This is a genomic window from Streptomyces sp. enrichment culture, from assembly GCF_964272855.1.
In the GTDB taxonomy this organism is placed as follows: domain Bacteria; phylum Actinomycetota; class Actinomycetes; order Streptomycetales; family Streptomycetaceae; genus Streptomyces.
In genome coordinates this window covers 2873434-2888693 of sequence record NZ_OZ186847.1, presented here as the reverse complement: position 1 = coordinate 2888693, position 15260 = coordinate 2873434, and the positions used below count along the sequence as shown (strand labels likewise).

Annotated in this window: 11 protein-coding genes; 3 read left to right on the top strand and 8 right to left on the bottom strand. The window is 73.0% G+C overall.

Annotation, left to right across the window (positions count from 1 at the left end):
* Window positions 1-169: 169 nt before the first annotated feature.
* Window positions 170-2728, top strand: coding sequence for an ATP-binding protein (locus ACSU6L_RS12010; RefSeq protein ID WP_437056224.1), 2559 nt, complete (start codon window positions 170-172; stop codon window positions 2726-2728).
* A 77-nt stretch (window positions 2729-2805) separates the two neighbouring features.
* On the opposite strand, the gene nucS is transcribed toward ACSU6L_RS12010, so the two are convergent.
* Window positions 2806-3477, bottom strand: a complete 672-nt coding sequence (gene nucS, locus ACSU6L_RS12005; protein WP_073940967.1) for an endonuclease NucS — start codon at window positions 3475-3477, stop codon at window positions 2806-2808.
* 254 nt (window positions 3478-3731) lie between these two features.
* Here nucS and ACSU6L_RS12000 point away from each other — a divergent pair, with 254 nt between their 5' ends.
* Window positions 3732-4124 carry an SCO5389 family protein gene (locus ACSU6L_RS12000; RefSeq protein ID WP_073940968.1) on the top strand — a complete coding sequence of 131 codons (393 nt, stop codon included), beginning with the start codon at window positions 3732-3734 and terminating at the stop codon, window positions 4122-4124.
* 100 nt (window positions 4125-4224) lie between these two features.
* Here ACSU6L_RS12000 and ACSU6L_RS11995 read toward each other — a convergent pair whose 3' ends face one another.
* Window positions 4225-5253: an LLM class flavin-dependent oxidoreductase gene (locus tag ACSU6L_RS11995; RefSeq protein ID WP_437056222.1), complete on the bottom strand. Its 1029-nt coding sequence runs from the start codon at window positions 5251-5253 to the stop codon at window positions 4225-4227.
* Window positions 5254-5471: 218 nt separating this feature from the next.
* On the opposite strand from ACSU6L_RS11995, the gene ACSU6L_RS11990 reads away from it, so the two are divergent.
* Window positions 5472-5813 carry an ATP/GTP-binding protein gene (locus ACSU6L_RS11990; RefSeq protein WP_437056220.1) on the top strand — a complete coding sequence of 114 codons (342 nt, stop codon included), beginning with the start codon at window positions 5472-5474 and terminating at the stop codon, window positions 5811-5813.
* A gap of 17 nt (window positions 5814-5830) precedes the next feature.
* Here ACSU6L_RS11990 and ACSU6L_RS11985 read toward each other — a convergent pair whose 3' ends face one another.
* From ACSU6L_RS11985 to scy, 6 genes are all read right to left on the bottom strand, one after another.
* Window positions 5831-6679, bottom strand: a complete 849-nt coding sequence (locus ACSU6L_RS11985) for an ABC transporter permease (RefSeq protein WP_437056218.1) — start codon at window positions 6677-6679, stop codon at window positions 5831-5833.
* Window positions 6676-8043 carry an ABC transporter ATP-binding protein gene (locus ACSU6L_RS11980; RefSeq protein ID WP_437056216.1) on the bottom strand — a complete coding sequence of 456 codons (1368 nt, stop codon included), beginning with the start codon at window positions 8041-8043 and terminating at the stop codon, window positions 6676-6678. The genes ACSU6L_RS11985 and ACSU6L_RS11980 overlap by 4 nt, the downstream gene beginning before the upstream one ends.
* A gap of 112 nt (window positions 8044-8155) precedes the next feature.
* Window positions 8156-8926 (bottom strand): ABC transporter permease, encoded by a 771-nt coding sequence (locus ACSU6L_RS11975; protein WP_437056214.1) that lies wholly within the window; start codon window positions 8924-8926, stop codon window positions 8156-8158.
* Between the two features lie 5 nt (window positions 8927-8931).
* The gene (locus ACSU6L_RS11970; protein ID WP_437056212.1) at window positions 8932-9882 is read right to left on the bottom strand and encodes an ABC transporter ATP-binding protein; all 951 of its coding nucleotides are present in this window, start codon (window positions 9880-9882) and stop codon (window positions 8932-8934) included.
* Window positions 9883-9967: 85 nt separating this feature from the next.
* Window positions 9968-10903 (bottom strand): cellulose-binding protein, encoded by a 936-nt coding sequence (locus tag ACSU6L_RS11965; protein ID WP_073940975.1) that lies wholly within the window; start codon window positions 10901-10903, stop codon window positions 9968-9970.
* Between the two features lie 219 nt (window positions 10904-11122).
* Window positions 11123-15103: a polarized growth protein Scy gene (gene scy / locus ACSU6L_RS11960; protein WP_437056210.1), complete on the bottom strand. Its 3981-nt coding sequence runs from the start codon at window positions 15101-15103 to the stop codon at window positions 11123-11125.
* Window positions 15104-15260 lie beyond the last annotated feature (157 nt).

The following is a 15260-nucleotide window of genomic DNA, read 5'->3' as shown; positions in this document are numbered from 1 at the left end:
CGGACGGCGCGGCACCCCGGGCTGTCGTAGATACTGAGCGAAGGTTTAGGGTTCGGTCGCCCGCTGTCCGATCCACCCTTGAGCGGGCCCGGACCAGAAGCGACAGCGCGGTGTGCGACACGGCCGGGAGGGGCCGCACGCACTCGACGCTTTTGGGGGGCTTGAACCTATGGACCCGAACAACCGGGGACCCGAGGAGCACGGCCATGACGGCGACGCTCACGCGCCGCGGCAGCGTCCGCCCAGGGACCCGCTCACACCGGATTTCGGCCAGCACACACCGGCACTCGCCCGCACGGTCCAGCTCGTCTCCGGCGACCACCTGCTCACCGTCAACCCCGTCGACGGCAGCGAGATCGAACTCTGCCCGCCGGCCGAGCGGCCCGGACGGCCGCGGAAGCTGACCGCGGCCGAACGCGCCGAGGTCGCCCGCGCCGCCCGCCCGCCCGCGCCGCCCGGCCCCGCCCGGCCCGAACTGCCCCTGCTCGGCCGCCAGGAAGACCGCGAACGCCTCGTCCGGCTGCTCGCCCGCGGTCGCTCGGTACGCCTCACCGGCCCCGGCGGCTCCGGCCGCACCGCCCTGCTCGACATCGTCGCCCAGGACTGCGCGGACCTGGCCCCCGACGGCGTCATCCGCCTCAGCGGCTTCCACCGCACCGCCGACGAGCTGCTGCACGACCTGTTCTACGCCGTCCACAACGCACCCTTGCACCGGCCGGAACGGGACGAACTGCGCGAAGCGGTCCGAGAGATCGGTGCCGTCGTCGTCCTCGACGACATCGAGTTCGGCGGCGCCGCCCTCGACGAGCTGCTGGACGCCACCCCCGAGTGCGCCTTCCTGATCAGCGCCACCCCCGACGTGCCCGCGCCGTCCGCCGAGTCCGCCCTGGAAGAGGTCTCCCTCGAAGGCCTCGACCGGGCCGGCGGCCTGGAGCTGCTCGGACACGCCGTCGGCCGCCCCCTCACCGAGGACGAGTCCAACTGGGCCGGCGACCTGTGGTTCGAGTCCGAGGGCCTGCCGCTGCGGTTCGTCCAGGCCGGCGCCCTGCTCAGGCAGCGCGACCGGCTGCGCGCCGGGGCGGACGCCTTCGACGAGTTCGGCGTCTTCCAGGAGCCGCCCGTCGACGCCCCCGTCCCCGCCGCCCTCGGCGACGACACACCGCTGCCCTCCCTCGCCGAGGGAGCCGCGCCCGTCGCCCTGCTCGCCTCCCGGCTGAGCGAGTCGGCGCGCGCCACCCTGCGGTTCGCCGTCGCCCTCGGCGGCGAGGTGCCGCACCAGGCCCACCTGCCCGCCCTGGTCGGCGACACCCATGCGGACGCCGCCCTCGGCGAACTGGTCGACTGCGCCCTGGTCACCCCGGTCGGCGCCCGCTACCGGCTCGCCGCCGGAGTGCGGACCCAGCTGGAGGCCGCCGGATACGCCGACGACCTCCAGGACCACGCCCACACCGCCGCCCGGCACTACGCCTGGTGGGCCGGGCACCCCTCGGTCACTCCCGAGCGGGTCAGCGCCGAGGCCGACGCGCTGCTCGCCGCGCTCGCCGTCCTCGTCCCGGTCACCACGCCGCCCGCCGAGGACGAGGAGAGCGCCGCCGTCCAGCTGGCCCGCACCGCGGCGCCCGCCTTCGCCGCCGGGCTGCACTGGGGCGCCTGGGAGCGCACCCTGCGGGCCGGAGCGGAGGCATCCCGGCTCGCCGGCGCGGTCGCCGACCAGGCCTACTTCCACCACGAACTCGGCATCCACGCCCTGTGCGAGGGCCGCCTGGAGCGGGCCCGCGCCGAATTGGAGGCCTCCATCGGCCTGCGCGGCGCCCTCGCCGACAAGCGCGGCACCGTCGCGGGCCGCCGCGCCCTGGCCCTGGTCGACGACCGCTCCGGGAACACCCCAGGCGTCGGCGCGGTGAGCGCCGGGCCCGTGCTCGGCGCCGCCGTCGGCGACGAGGTGCCCGCCGCCCGGCACGAGGAGTCCGCGTCCCCGCCCGGCGGTGTCCCGGCGTCCCGCCCGGAGTTCCCGCACCTGGCCCGCCCCGCCGACGTCCCCGCCACGCTCGTCACCCACCATTCGACGCCGGGCGGTACGCCGTCCAGGGCCGCCCGGGGCGGTCTGCGCGGCCTCGCCCGGCGCAACCTGGCCGCGGCCGGCGCGGGCGCGCTGCTCGTGGCCGTGCTCGGCACGGTGGTGACGCTCGGCGCCACCTCCGGCAACGACGCCGACAGCCCCTCCGACCGGGTCGGCGTCAACCCGTCGGCCAGCCAGGACGGCGGCGACGGCAGCCTGGGCGCCGACGAGGCGGACAGCGGCGAGGACAGCGGCACCGGCAGCGCGACCAGCCGCCCGACCGACCCGGGCCCCGACGGCACGTTCGGCACGTCCGACGACCCGACGCCGACGGGCTCCGCCACCGAGCCGGAGGAGCCCTCGGACGACCCCAGCGGCACCCGCGACCCCGATGACGACGACGACCCGTCCGGCTCGCCGTCCCAGTCCCCGCCGAAGCCGCCGACGTCTCCCAGGCCCTCGACGTCTCCCAAGCCCCCGACGGAGACCCCCACCGAGTCGCCGACCGACACGCCCACGCAGACTCCGACGGAGACGCCGACCAACAGCCCGACGGACACCCCGTCCACCTCGGACTCCGCCAGCGCCCCGACCGAGACCAGCAGCTCGGCGAGCGCCCCGGAGACCGGCGACGCCGGCTCGCCCGGCAGCACCGAGTCGGTTATCTGAGGCCGTGAACGCGAGAGGGCCGGATCCTCGTCCAGGACCCGGCCCTCACCGTCGTACGGCACCCTGTGGGGCGTACCTCAGAACAGCCGCAGCTTGTCGTCCTCGATGCCCCGCAGCGCGTCGTAGTCCAGCACCTGGCAGCCGATGCCCCGGTCCGTGGCGAGGACGCGGGCCTGCGGCTTGATCTCCTGTGCGGCGAAGATGCCCCGCACCGGCGCCAGATGGGGATCGCGGTTCAACAGCTCCAGATAGCGCGTCAGTTGCTCCACGCCGTCGATCTCGCCGCGCCGCTTGATCTCGACCGCGACGGTCTGCCCGTCGGCGTCCCGGCAGAGGATGTCGACCGGGCCGATCGCCGTCATGTACTCGCGGCGGATCAGCGTGTAGCCCTCGCCGAGGGTCTCGATGCGGTCGGCGAGGAGTTCCTGGAGGTGCGCTTCCACGCCGTCCTTGATCAGGCCGGGGTCGACGCCCAGCTCGTGCGAGGAGTCGTGGAGGACTTCCTCCATGGTGATGATGAGCTTCTCGCCCGCCTTGTTGACGACGGTCCAGACGCCCTCCTCCTCGCCGGTGCCCTCCTTCAGCGTGCAGGGCGGCGACATCCAGTTGAGGGGCTTGTAGGCGCGGTCGTCCGCGTGGATGGAGACACTGCCGTCCGCCTTCACCAGGATCAGACGGGGTGCCGAGGGGAGATGGGCGGTGAGCCGGCCGGCGTAGTCGACCGAGCATCGGGCAATGACGAGACGCATGGTCGGCAACGCTACTCGACACCCCGGGCCGTACGCGATTCGCGTCCTGTTTATCCAGAAGGCGCCTGTTCGGTCGTGGCCGATTGTGTGCTCACCGGGATCCGCCTGTATCCGCATTCTCCTGGTGCGGTCACGGCCTGTTGCCTACCGTAGTAAACGGGAGGTCGCGACGCGTGTACTCAGGGTGTCCGGTATCGCGAGCTCCCACATCTGTCCGGCAACCCCTGCTGTTCGGGGGTGCGAGAGGAGTACCCATGTCGCTCGACGTCTCACCGGCCCTACTCGAACAGGCCGAGCGAGGCGAGGTCGACGAAGCTGAATTCGTCGACTGCGTCCGGACCTCCCTGCCCTACGCGTGGGAGATGATCAGCTCCCTGGTGGCCCAGCTGAAGGTGGACGGCGGCCAGTTCGCCGACAACCAGACGCCCCCGCCGGACGAGCAGGCACGCGGTCAGCTCCTGCGCGCGCTCGCGAGTGACGCCATCCGCGGTGCGCTGCAGCGGCACTTCGGTGTACGGCTGGCCTTCCAGAACTGCCACCGGGTGGCGGTGTTCCCGCTGGACGCTTCGGTGGACGACACGCTGGCCCGCTTCACGTCGGTGCGCAGCCAGCTGCTCAACCAGTCCCCGGAACTCCGGGACTGCTGACGCAGCGAGCCGCACGCTTGCCGCTCCCGTACACGGGAGGTGCGATGTCTGTACCGGGGCGGCAAGCACCCCGCACCACCGGGCCGCCCGGGGCCGGGAGTCAGCGCAGCTGAGGCAGTACGTCCGCGCCCAGCCGCCGTACGTTCTCCTCCGTCGCCGCGAGGTCTCCCGAGCCCTCGACCAGCAGGGCGAAACGGCTGACCCCGGTCCGCTCGCTGGTCGCCGCGAGCCGGTCGGCGCACAGCCGCGGCGTGCCCACCGGGTGCAGCCCGCAGAGCAGTTCGGTGTAGGCCATCGGGTCGCGCATCCGGCGCTCCCGGCCGTCCACGGTGACATGCGCGTCGAGTCCCTGTTTCAGCCAGCCCGGCATCGCCTTGGTCAGGGTCTCGGCCGCGTCGACCCGCCGGTCCGCGATCTGGCACACGCCGGCCGACACATGGCCCGGGTCGGCGATCCGCTCGGCAGGCCGCCCGGCGGCCCGCGCACAGCTCCGCCACAGGGAGACCATCTCGGCCTTTTCCTCGTCCCCGATGTGCATGCCGAGGAGCATCGGCAGGCCGCGTTCGGCTGCCATCCGCACACTGTCCGGGGAGGTGCAGGCGACCAGCACCTCCGGACCCTCGGTCTCCGTCAGGGACTCCGACGGCCGGGGGACGACGGGCACCTCGCGGAAGCTGTACCGCTCCCCGGTGGCCGCGACCCGGGGTTCGCGCAGCCAGCGCACCAGCAGATCGAGTGATTCCGGGAACCCCTTCTCGTACGCCTCCAGGCCCGCCCCGAACACCTCCAGGTCCACCCAGGGGCCGCCCCGGCCCACGCCCACGGAGAGGCGGCCGCCGCTGGTCACATGGAGCAGCGCGGCCTGTTCGCCGAGGGTCACCGGGTGGGCGGTGGGCAGCACGCTGACCGCTGTGCCGACCCGGATGCGGTGGGTGCGGCCGAGCAGGTAGGCGGCCAGGGTGATCGCCGACGGGCAGGTGCCGTACGGCACGAAGTGGTGCTCGGCCAGCCAGACCGAGTCCAGACCCGCCTCCTCGGACACCTGCGCCGAGCGGACCGCGCGGTGCAGCGCCTCCCCCTGGCCCTGACCCGGGAACTGGGCCGCCAACACAAAACTTCCTACGCGCATCGCTCTTCCTGCTTCCTTGGCCCCGACACGGAGCTCCCCCACCCGGCATAACCGTCTGACACGTGCCGAGGACACGGCCTGGCGGACGAATTTGCCGATTGTCTGCAGAATGGCCGGTCCGGAGGGGGACTTGTGACGTTCGCCGCTTCCGCGTACCCCCCACGACGGCGCGTAGGCTGGACACGACCCGCTTCCTGTATAGCCCCGTGAGGTGTTCCGTGTCCCCGCGTCATAACCGACCCAAGGGCCCGAAGGATGCCGTCTCCTCCGGCCGGAGTGCCGAGGACGACCGGCCGGGCCGCTACGGCGGATGGCAGTCCAGCGAGGACTGGCAGGGCGAGGAGTGGAACGTGCGCCATGTCGCGGGGGCGAGCGCGCAGGGCAAGGCCTATCGCTGTCCCGGCTGCGACCAGTTGATCCCCGACGGCGTCCCGCACGTCGTCGCCTGGCCCGAGCACGCGGGCGTCGACGACCGCCGGCACTGGCACAAGTCCTGCTGGAACGCGCGAGACCGCCGCACCACGCGGGTGCAGCGGTCCCGTAACGCGCCCAGATTCTGAGCGATCCGCCCGCGGTCCTACACGTCCCGCCGCTCCAGCAGCGCGTAGGCGCCGGCGAAGGCGACGGCGGTGATGCCCAGCATGATCCACAGCGGGTCCCAGCCCGAAGGGCCGGTGTCGCTGAGGGAGTTGGCGTAGAAGACGCCGAGCTGGTTCGGGATCGAGTACTCCAGCAGGAAGGTCCGCACGTCCTCCAGTGACGAGGAGAACATGAACAGCGCGATCACCAGCGGGGCGAGCACCGCGCCGATCATGATGGTGATGGCGCCCGCGGAGTGCCGGATGATCGAGCCGATGACCAGCGACAGCAGGCCGAGCAGCGCGATGTAGAGCGAGATGCCGACCGTGGCCTTCAGCCACTCGCCGCCGGAGGGGTCCCGGGCGTCCACCATGCCGACCTGGGCGACGGCGACGAGGCCGGACGACACCAGCGTCACGGTGAAGGCGACCGCGAAGAAGACGATCGCCTTCGCCGTCAGCACCCGGCCCCGCGACGGGCAGGCCGTCATCGTCGTACGGATCATCCCGGTGCCGTACTCCGAGGCCGTGGTCAGCACGCCGAGCGTGATGACGCACATGGTGCCGAGCAGCAGCCCGAAGAAGCCGAGGGCCAGCGCGCTCTCACCGCCGAGATCCTCCTCCGTGGCGTTGCCGCCCACCACCGTGCCGGTCAGCAGGCCGATGCCGACGACGAGCGCGACGAACACGCCCAGCGTCCACATCGTCGACCGCACCGACCTCATCTTCGTCCACTCCGAGGCGATCGCGTGCCCGAGGTGGGTGCGGACGACGGGGATCGGCGAGGTGTAACCGTGGTACGGCATGCCGGGCGCGGCCGGCGACATCGGGGTCTGGGGCGTGCTCATCGGGCGTCCTCGGACTGGGTCGGGTCGGAGACGGGGGCGGAGGGCTGCGGCGCGGCCGCCGGAGCGGCGGGCGCGGCCGGGGGCTGCGCGGGCGCCGGGGGCTGGTCCTGCGGCGCGGGCGACTCGGCCGCCGGGGCAGGGGCTGCGGCAGGGGGCTGAGCCGGGGCCGCCGGGGCGGGGGCCTGGCCGGGCTGCGGGGCCGCCGCGCCGGGCGTACCGGCCTGCGGCGCCGGCTGGGCGTACGGGTTCGGCTGACCGGCGCCGGGCGCCGCCGCGGGCGCGCCGGGCTGGACGCCGTACGGGCCCGGCGCCTGCGGCATCGCGAACGGCTGCCCGCCCTGCTGGGGCGGCGGCGGGGCGTACCAGCCGGGCTGGCCCTGGCCGGGCACCGGCACGGGCGGCTGCGCGCCCGGCGGCAGCGGCTGCTGGAGGCCCGCCTTCTGGTCGGCGGTCGAGCGGTAGTCGACGGCGGCCTGCGTCATCCGCATGTACGCCTCCTCCAGGGAGGCCTGGTGCGGCGACAGCTCCCACAGCCGTACGTCCGTCTCGTGGGCGATGTCGCTGATGCGGGGGAGCGGCAGCCCGGTGATCCGCAGCGCCCCGTCCTGTTCGGGCAGCACCTGTCCGCCCGCCTCGGTGAGCGCGGCCGACAGCTTCTCGCGCAACTGCGGCTCGGTGTCCGGGGTGCGCACCCGCGCGAAGCCTGCCGAGTTCGCGGCGATGAAGTCCCGCACGCTCATGTCGGCGAGCAGCTGCCCGCGCCCGATCACGATGAGGTGGTCGGCGGTCAGCGCCATCTCGCTCATCAGGTGGGAGGAGACGAAGACGGTACGGCCCTCGGCCGCGAGCGACTTCATCAGGTTGCGGACCCAGAGGATGCCCTCGGGGTCGAGGCCGTTGACCGGCTCGTCGAACAGCAGCACCTGCGGGTCGCCGAGCAGCGCGGCGGCGATGCCGAGCCGCTGGCCCATGCCCAGCGAGAAGCCCTTGGAACGCCGCTTGGCCACATCCTGGAGGCCCACCACGCCGAGCACCTCGTCCACCCGGCGGGCCGGGATGCCGGACAGCTGGGCCAGGGACAGCAGATGGTTGCGGGCCGAGCGGCCGCCGTGCACCGCCTTGGCGTCGAGCAGCGCGCCCACCTGGCGGGGCGCGTTCGGCAGCTTGCGGTAAGGAAAGCCGCCGATCGTCACCTGGCCCGAGGTGGGGTTGTCCAGGCCGAGGATCATCCGCATCGTCGTCGACTTGCCGGACCCGTTGGGGCCCAGGAAGCCGGTGACGGCACCGGGCCGCACCTGGAAGGAAAGGTTGTACACAGCGGTCTTGTCGCCGTAGCGCTTGGTCAGGCCGACTGCCTCGATCATGCTCCGCACCCATCGAAAGGTTCAGGACAGCGGGGCACACGCCCCCGTAAGGGTTAGGAGGATATCGGGGAGCTGACGGTTCCACCCAAGGGCGAGTAAAGAGAGACCGCTACTAGGCGTCCCTACGCTTGAGCAGCACGTAACCGCCGACCAGGGCGGCCGCCACCCACAGCGCCATGATGCCGAGCCCGCCCCAGGGGCCGTACGGGGTGTCTTCGTCGATCGGGGGGACCACCTGCATGATCCTGCTGCCGGCCTGGTCGGGCAGGAAGCGGCCGAGCTTCTTCGTCGCGTCGACGTTGCCCAGGATGTTGGAGATCAGGAAGAAGAACGGCATCAGGATGCCCAGCGACAGCATCGGCGAGCGCAGCATCGCGGCGACGCCCATCGAGAACATCGCGATGAGGGTCATGTAGAGCCCGCCGCCGATCACCGCCCGCAGCACGCCCGGGTCGCCGATCGACGCCTTGAGGTCGCCGAGCATCGCCTGCCCCAGGAAGAACGTGGCGAAGCTGGTGGCCATGCCGACGACCAGCGCGAGCCCGGTGGCGACGGCGAGCTTGCCGAACAGGAAGGTGCCGCGCTGCGGGACCGCGGCCAGCGAGGTGCGGATCATGCCGGTGCTGTACTCGTTGGAGACCACGAGCACCCCGAACACGATCATCGCCAGCTGGCCGAGGCTCATGCCCGCGAAACTGATGAACGTCGGGTCGAAGGCGAGCTGGTCCCGGGCGTCCAAGCGGTCGAACTCGTTCTTCGACAGCGCGGAAATGAGAATGCCGAGCGCGATCGTGACCGTCACGGCGAGCGAAAGAGTCCACACCGTGGACGCGACAGAGCGGATCTTCGTCCATTCGGACCGGATGACCTGGGCGGCCGCCATACCCGTCAGCCCTTCTTCCAGCCGGCGCCCCACTGCGGCTGCGCGGGCGCGTCGGAGTGTGCGTGGTACTCGACCGACTCCGCGGTCAGCCGCATGAACGCCTCCTCCAGGGAGGCCTGCTGCGGGCTCAGCTCATGCAGCACCACCAGGTGCTGCGCGGCCAGCTCACCGATTCGCTCCGGCTTCTCGCCGTCCACCTCGAAGGCCCCGCCTGCCGTCTCCACGGCCGTGATCCCGGCGCCGTGCAGCACGTCGAGCAGCCGCTCGCGCTGCGGGGAGCGGATCCTGACGTACGACCGCGAGTTCTGCGAGATGAAGTCCGCCATGGAGGTGTCGGCGAGCAGCCGGCCCTGCCCGATCACCACCAGATGGTCGGCGGTCAGCGCCATCTCGCTCATCAGATGACTCGACACGAACACCGTCCGGCCCTGCGCGGCCAGCGACTTCATCAGATTGCGGATCCAGTGGATGCCCTCGGGGTCCAGCCCGTTGACCGGCTCGTCGAACATCAGGATCCGCGGATCGCCCAGCAGCGCGCCGGCGATGCCCAGCCGCTGGCCCATGCCCAGCGAGAACCCCTTGGCCTTCTTGCGGGCGACCGCGGTGAGGCCCACGGTGTCCAGCACCTCGTGCACCCGGCTCTTCGGGATGCCGTTGCTCTGCGCCAGGCACAGCAGATGGTTGTAGGCGCTGCGCCCGCCGTGCACGGCCTTCGCGTCGAGGAGCGCGCCGATGTATTTCAGGGGATCCTTGAGCCGGTCGTAGTGCGTGCCGTCGAGCCGGACGTCCCCGGCCGTCGGCCGGTCCAGGCCCAGCATCATCCGCATCGTCGTGGACTTGCCCGCCCCGTTCGGACCGAGGAACCCCGTGACGATGCCCGGTCTGACCGTGAACGTGAGGTTGTTGACCGCCACCTTCTCGCCGTACCGCTTCGTCAGCCCCTCGAGCTCGATCATGCGGCCACGCTAGAACGGGACAAAGCCCTCTGCCACCGGAGCGGCAGAGGGCTTCGCGGGTGTTCAGCGGATGTACGCCCGCCGGTTACCGGGACTGCTGAGCGGGCACCCCACGCGAGATCGGCTCGTCCTCGGCCGGCGTGCCGGCGGCGGCCACCGCGGCGCCCGTGAGCGTGGCGAGCATCTCGCGCACGTTCGTCAGCTGGGCGTTGATGGAGTCGCGGCGGTTGGTGAGGGCGGCCAGCTCGCGCTCGGATTCCGAACGGATGCGGTCGGCCTTGGCATTGGCGTCGGCCACGATGTCCTCGGCCTGGCGCTGGGCGGTCTCCACCGTCTGGCGGGCGCGGCGCTCGGCGTCCGTGCGCAGCTTCTCGGCCTCCAGGCGCAGCTGCTCGGCGCGGTGCTCGATCTCGGCGAGGCGCTTCTCGGCCTTGGCCTGACGGGACGCCAGGTCGCGCTCGGACTGCTCGCGGCGCTTGGCCAGGTTCGTCTCGAAGTCCGCGGCGGCCTGGGCGGCCTTGGCGCGGGTCTCCTCGAACAGCGCGTCGGCCTCCTCGCGCTTGGACTGCGCGTCCTTCTGCGCCTCGGCGCGCAGCTGGGAGGCGTCGCTCTTGGCCTTCTCGACGATCCGGACGCCCTCGTCCTCGGCCTTCGCCTTGCGCTCGGCCGCGAACGCCTCGGCGTCGTTGCGCACCTGCTGGGCCGCCGACTCGGCCAGCTCACGGTGCTGCTCGGCCGCGCGGCGGGCCTCCTCGCGCAGGTCCTTGGCCTCTTCCTCGGCGAGCCGCAGGATCTTCTCGACGCGGGCACCGAGACCGGCGTACGACGGCTCGGCGTCGCTTACCTGGGCCTGGGCGTTCTGCGTTTCGAGGTGGAGCTCCTCGATGCGCTTTTCCAGAGCGGTGATGCGGGCGAGAGCGCTGTCACGGTCGGAGACGAGCTTGGAGATACGTTCGTCCACCTGAGCGCGGTCGTATCCACGCCGCACAAGCTCGAAGCCGTAGGGGGAAGTGTCGCTCATGGGGTTCCTGTCGAATGAGACCGGTGAGGTGATAGGTGGAATCCTAGGGGCCAGAACGGTGTGTCATCGAGCGGATGCGTGTTTGATCTGGAGAATGACACCCCTTTTGAGTGGCTAACCGTCGGACTGCTTGCCAAACCCGCCGTCAAAGGCTTGGCCAAAGGCCTCGTCGAGGAGTTGGCCAAAGGCTCCAGCAAACACCGGAGCCCCGCCTCCTGACTACCCGTCCGACGATTTGCCACCCGATCGGGGCGCACCCACCGTCGCACCGGCCTTGACGCCGCCGTCCTTGCCGGCCGACGGGGCCTCGAAGGACTCCAACGCCTCCAGCACGTCCTGGACACGGGAGATCTCCGCGTTGATGTCCTCGCGGCGACGCACCAGGATCTCCAGCTCGCGCTTGCCCTCCTCGACCGTGCGCTTGGCCTCGCGGATCGCCTCGGCCTTCAGCTCCTCGGCCTCCTTGACCAGCGTGGCCTTCTTCTGCTCGGCCTCCTTCAGCAGCCCCTCGGCCTTCTTCACCGCGGCGATCCGCACCTTGCCGGCCTCGGAGCTCGCCTGCGACACCAGCTCCTTCGCCTTCGCCTCGGCCTTGGCCAGCTGCTCCTCGGCCGCCTTGATCAGCGCGTCGCAGCGGTCGCCGGTCGACTTCATCGTCTCGGCGGCCTCACGGCGGGCCCGCTCGTGCAGCTCCTCGATCTCGGTGGTGACCCGGTCGCGCAGCTCCTCCGCGCGCTCCCTGATCGCCGTCGCGTCCCGGCGCGCGCCGACCAGCAGCTCGTCCGCGTCCGTACGGGCCTTCTCCACCAGCGCGTTGCCCTCGACCGTCGCCTCGGCGACGATCCGCTCGGCCTCCTTGCGGGCCGCGCCCACCATCGTGTCGGCCTGCGACTCGGCGTCCGCGGTGGTCTTCAGGGCCTGCGTCTGCGCCTCGGTGAGCAGCTTGTCGGCCTCGGCGGTGGTCTCCGTGATGAGCTTGTCGACCTGCTCGGCCGCCTCCGAACGCCGCTTGTTGGCGTCCTTGCGGGCCTCGTCGAGGGTCCGCTCGGCCTCCTCGCGCGCCGCCGTGGTCAGCCGCTCGGCCTCCTCGGCCGCCTCGGACTTGACCCGCTCCGACTCCGCGCGGATCCGCTCCGCGTGCGCCTGCGCCGAACCGACCGTCTCCGCGGCCTCGGCCCGCAGCCGCTCCGCCTCGCCGGTGGCGTCCCCGACCAGCTGATCGGCGTGCGCGACCGCCTCGGTGCGCACCCGCTCGGCCTCCAGGGCCGCCTCCGCCGTCAGCCGCTCCGCCTCGGCGCGGGCCTCGCCGCGCACCCGCTCGGCCTCCGCCGCGGTCTCCGTGGTCAGCCGCTCCGCCTCGGTCAGCGCCTCGGTACGGACCCGGTCGGCCTCGGCGGCCGTCTCGGTGGTGAGCCGCTCCGCCTCGGAACGCGCCTTTGTGATCAGGGTGTCGGCCTGCGTCGCCGCGTCCGACCGGATCCGGTTGGCGTCCTCCCGGGCGTCCGCCCGGGTGCGCGCGGCGGCCTGGTCGGCCTCCGCCAGGTTGTCCGACGCCTCCGTGCGCACCCGCTGGGCGTACTCGGACGCGTCCGACCGCAGCCGCTCCGACTCGGCCAGCGCCTCCGCCATCGTCCGCTCGGCGAGCGCCTTGGCGGCCTCCGCCTCCTCGTGCGCCTCGTGCCGGACGCGGGCCGCGTCCTCGCCGGCCCGCTCCCGCTCCGCGTAGGCGTCGGTGCGGACCCGGTCCGCCTCCTCCTCGGCCTCCCGGCGGGTACGGTCCGCCGCGTGCTCGGCGGCCGACCGCAGCCCGGCGATCTCCTCCTGCGCCTGCTCGTGCAGCCCGGCGACCGAGTCCCGCACCTGCTGGGCGTGCTGCTCCGCGGCCGACACCATCTCGGTGGCGCGCCGGTCGGCCTCCTCGATCAGGCGGATCGCCTCGGCCTGCGCCTCCTCGACACGCTTGCGCGCCGACGCCAGCAGCTCCTCGCTCTGCTCGCGGGCCCGCTCGCGCTCCTGGTCGGCCTCCTGCCGGGCCGCGCCCAGCGTCTCCTCGGCCGCGCGGCGCCGCCGGTCGGCCTCCTCCTGCGCGGCGGCCAGCGTCTCCGACGCCTGCGCGGCCAGCCGCTCGGCGGCGGCCTGCGCCTCGGCCCGCATCCGGTCGGCGCTCTCCTGCGCCTCCGTCCGCAGCCGCTCGGCCTCGGCGGCGGCCTCCGACCGCAGCCGTACGGCGACGGCCTCGCCCTCCGCGCGGGACGCGGACGCGTCGGCGGCGGCCTCGTCGCGCAGCCGCTCGGCCTCCGTCTCGGCCTGCTGCTGGAGCGTACGGATCCGTTCGGCGGACTCGGCGCGCAGCCGGTCGGTCTCCTCGGCGGCCTCCCGGCGCATCCGGGCGGCCTCCTCACGGGCCTCCGTCAGCGCCTGCTCGGCGGCGGCCAGCCGCGCTTCCGCCTCGGCCTGGAGGCGGGCCAGCTCCTCGGCGGCCTCCGCCTGCCGGGCCGCGACCGCCCGCTCGGTGTCCTCACGCAGCTCGCGCGCGGCCCGCTCGGCCTCCGCCCTGATGCCCTCGGCCTGCTCGACGACCTCGTCGCGATGGCGTTCGGCCTCCGCGCGGGTGCGCTCCAGGGTCTCCTCGGCCTGCCGGCGCAGTGAGGTCGCCCGCTCGATGGCCTCGGTGCGGACCTTCTCGCTGTCCGCGGTGGCGGTACGGCGCAGCTCGTCCGCGTCGGCCTTCGCCTTGGCCAGCAGTTCCTCGGCGGACTTCGCCGCCTCCTCGATCTGCGCCACGGCCTCCCTGCGGGCCTCGGCGCGGATCTTCTCGCCCTCCTCGACGGCGTCGGAGCGCAGCTGCTCGGCCTCGCCGCGCAGCCGGCGGGCCTCCTCCTGCAGCTCGACCGTCTTGGCGCGGTACTCCTTGGTGTCGTCCTTCGCCGCGCCCTTGAGCTGCTCGGCGATGTCGTGCGCCTCGGCGCGCAGCCGGTCCGCCTCGGCCTCGGCCTCCTTGCGGATCCGCTCCGCCTCCTCGGCGGCGGCCTTGGTGGTCTTCTTGGCGTCCTCGGACGCCTTGGTGAGGACTTCCTCGGCGGTCCGCGCCGCCTTCGACAGCTGGGTGGCGGTCTCCTCGGCGGTGATCGAGCGGGCCTTCTCGGCGGCCTCGGCGAGGATCTTCTCGGCCTCCGCGCGGGCGTCCGCGACCTGCTGCTCGGCCTCCGCCCTGGTGGTCTCGGCCTCCTTGGTGGCCTCGCTGACCAGCCGGGCGACCTGCTCCTTCGCCGTACGGGTGCGCGTCTCGTTGGCGGCCTCGGCGCTGCTGAGGGTCTTGGCCGCGGCCTCCTTGGCCTCGGTGACCAGCTTCTCCGCCTCGGACTGCGCCTTGCGCAGCGCCTCCTCCGCCTCGGCCATCCGCTGCTCGGCGGCCCGGCTCAGCTCGGCGGACTGCCGGCGGGCGGCCTCCGACTCGGTGGCGGTGGAGCTGCGCAGCTGCTCGGCGTGGTCGGTGGCCTCCTGGGCCTGCGTGGAGGCGGCGTTCAGCAGCCGCTCGGCGTCCGCGCGGGCGCGGCGCAGCAGCTGCTCGGCCTCCGCGCGGGCGGCCTCGGCCTCGCTCTGCAGGCGCTGGCGGGCCTCGGCGGTGAGCCGTTCGGCCTCCGCGCGGGCCGCGGCCATCGCCTGGTCGGCCTCCGCGCGGGACTCCTCCAGCAGGCGACGGGCCTGCTGCTCGGTGCGGGCGCGCAGCTGCTCGGCCCACGCCACGTTCTCGTTGACGTGCGACTCGACGGTCTGCCGGCGTTCGGCCAGCTCCTGGTCGAGCTGCTGGCGCCGGGTAACGGCCTCCTGGTGCAGCTCGGCCTGGAGCCGCGCGGCCTGCTCGGCGTGCTCCTGCAGGATGCGCTGGGTCTGCGCCCGGGCCTGGCTCAGCTCGCGCTCGGCGTCGGCGCGGATCTGGTCGGCCTGCATCTGCGCGTTGCGCAGCAACTGTTCGGCCTGGTAGCCGATGTCGGCGCTGTCATAGGCGGGCCGGGTCATGAGGGTACGGCGCGCCTCGTGCAGCTTGGCCCGCAGCACCTCGACCTGGTAGCCGAGGTCCTCGGCGTGCTGGATGGCCTTTTCCCGCTCGGTCCTCAGCCGCTTCATCTCGGCCTCGAACCGAGAGAGGTGGTCGACGTCAGCCGCCGGCTCTCGCTCCTGGCTCTCGTAGCCCCGCACTGCGCGGTCCCATCCGTCCCCTGGTCGCAAGTCTCTCCAAACGAGCTCCGTCCATCCGCCGAACGGGGCCCCCGGGGAATGGTGTCAGATCAACGACGGAGCATGGGCTGATGCCCCGACGCTCGTCCCCCGAAACCCGGACCCCGGCACGGGTCGC

What these genes read in the sequence shown, in the direction of transcription:
- ACSU6L_RS12010 (WP_437056224.1), top strand. Translation starts at nt 170, where the DNA reads ATGGACCCGAACAACCGGGGACCCGAGGAGCACGGCCATGACGGCGAC.
- nucS (WP_073940967.1), bottom strand. Translation starts at nt 3,477, where the DNA reads ATGCGTCTCGTCATTGCCCGATGCTCGGTCGACTACGCCGGCCGGCTC.
- ACSU6L_RS12000 (WP_073940968.1), top strand. Translation starts at nt 3,732, where the DNA reads ATGTCGCTCGACGTCTCACCGGCCCTACTCGAACAGGCCGAGCGAGGC.
- ACSU6L_RS11995 (WP_437056222.1), bottom strand. Translation starts at nt 5,253, where the DNA reads ATGCGCGTAGGAAGTTTTGTGTTGGCGGCCCAGTTCCCGGGTCAGGGC.
- ACSU6L_RS11985 (WP_437056218.1), bottom strand. Translation starts at nt 6,679, where the DNA reads ATGAGCACGCCCCAGACCCCGATGTCGCCGGCCGCGCCCGGCATGCCG.
- ACSU6L_RS11980 (WP_437056216.1), bottom strand. Translation starts at nt 8,043, where the DNA reads ATGATCGAGGCAGTCGGCCTGACCAAGCGCTACGGCGACAAGACCGCT.
- ACSU6L_RS11975 (WP_437056214.1), bottom strand. Translation starts at nt 8,926, where the DNA reads ATGGCGGCCGCCCAGGTCATCCGGTCCGAATGGACGAAGATCCGCTCT.
- ACSU6L_RS11970 (WP_437056212.1), bottom strand. Translation starts at nt 9,882, where the DNA reads ATGATCGAGCTCGAGGGGCTGACGAAGCGGTACGGCGAGAAGGTGGCG.
- ACSU6L_RS11965 (WP_073940975.1), bottom strand. Translation starts at nt 10,903, where the DNA reads ATGAGCGACACTTCCCCCTACGGCTTCGAGCTTGTGCGGCGTGGATAC.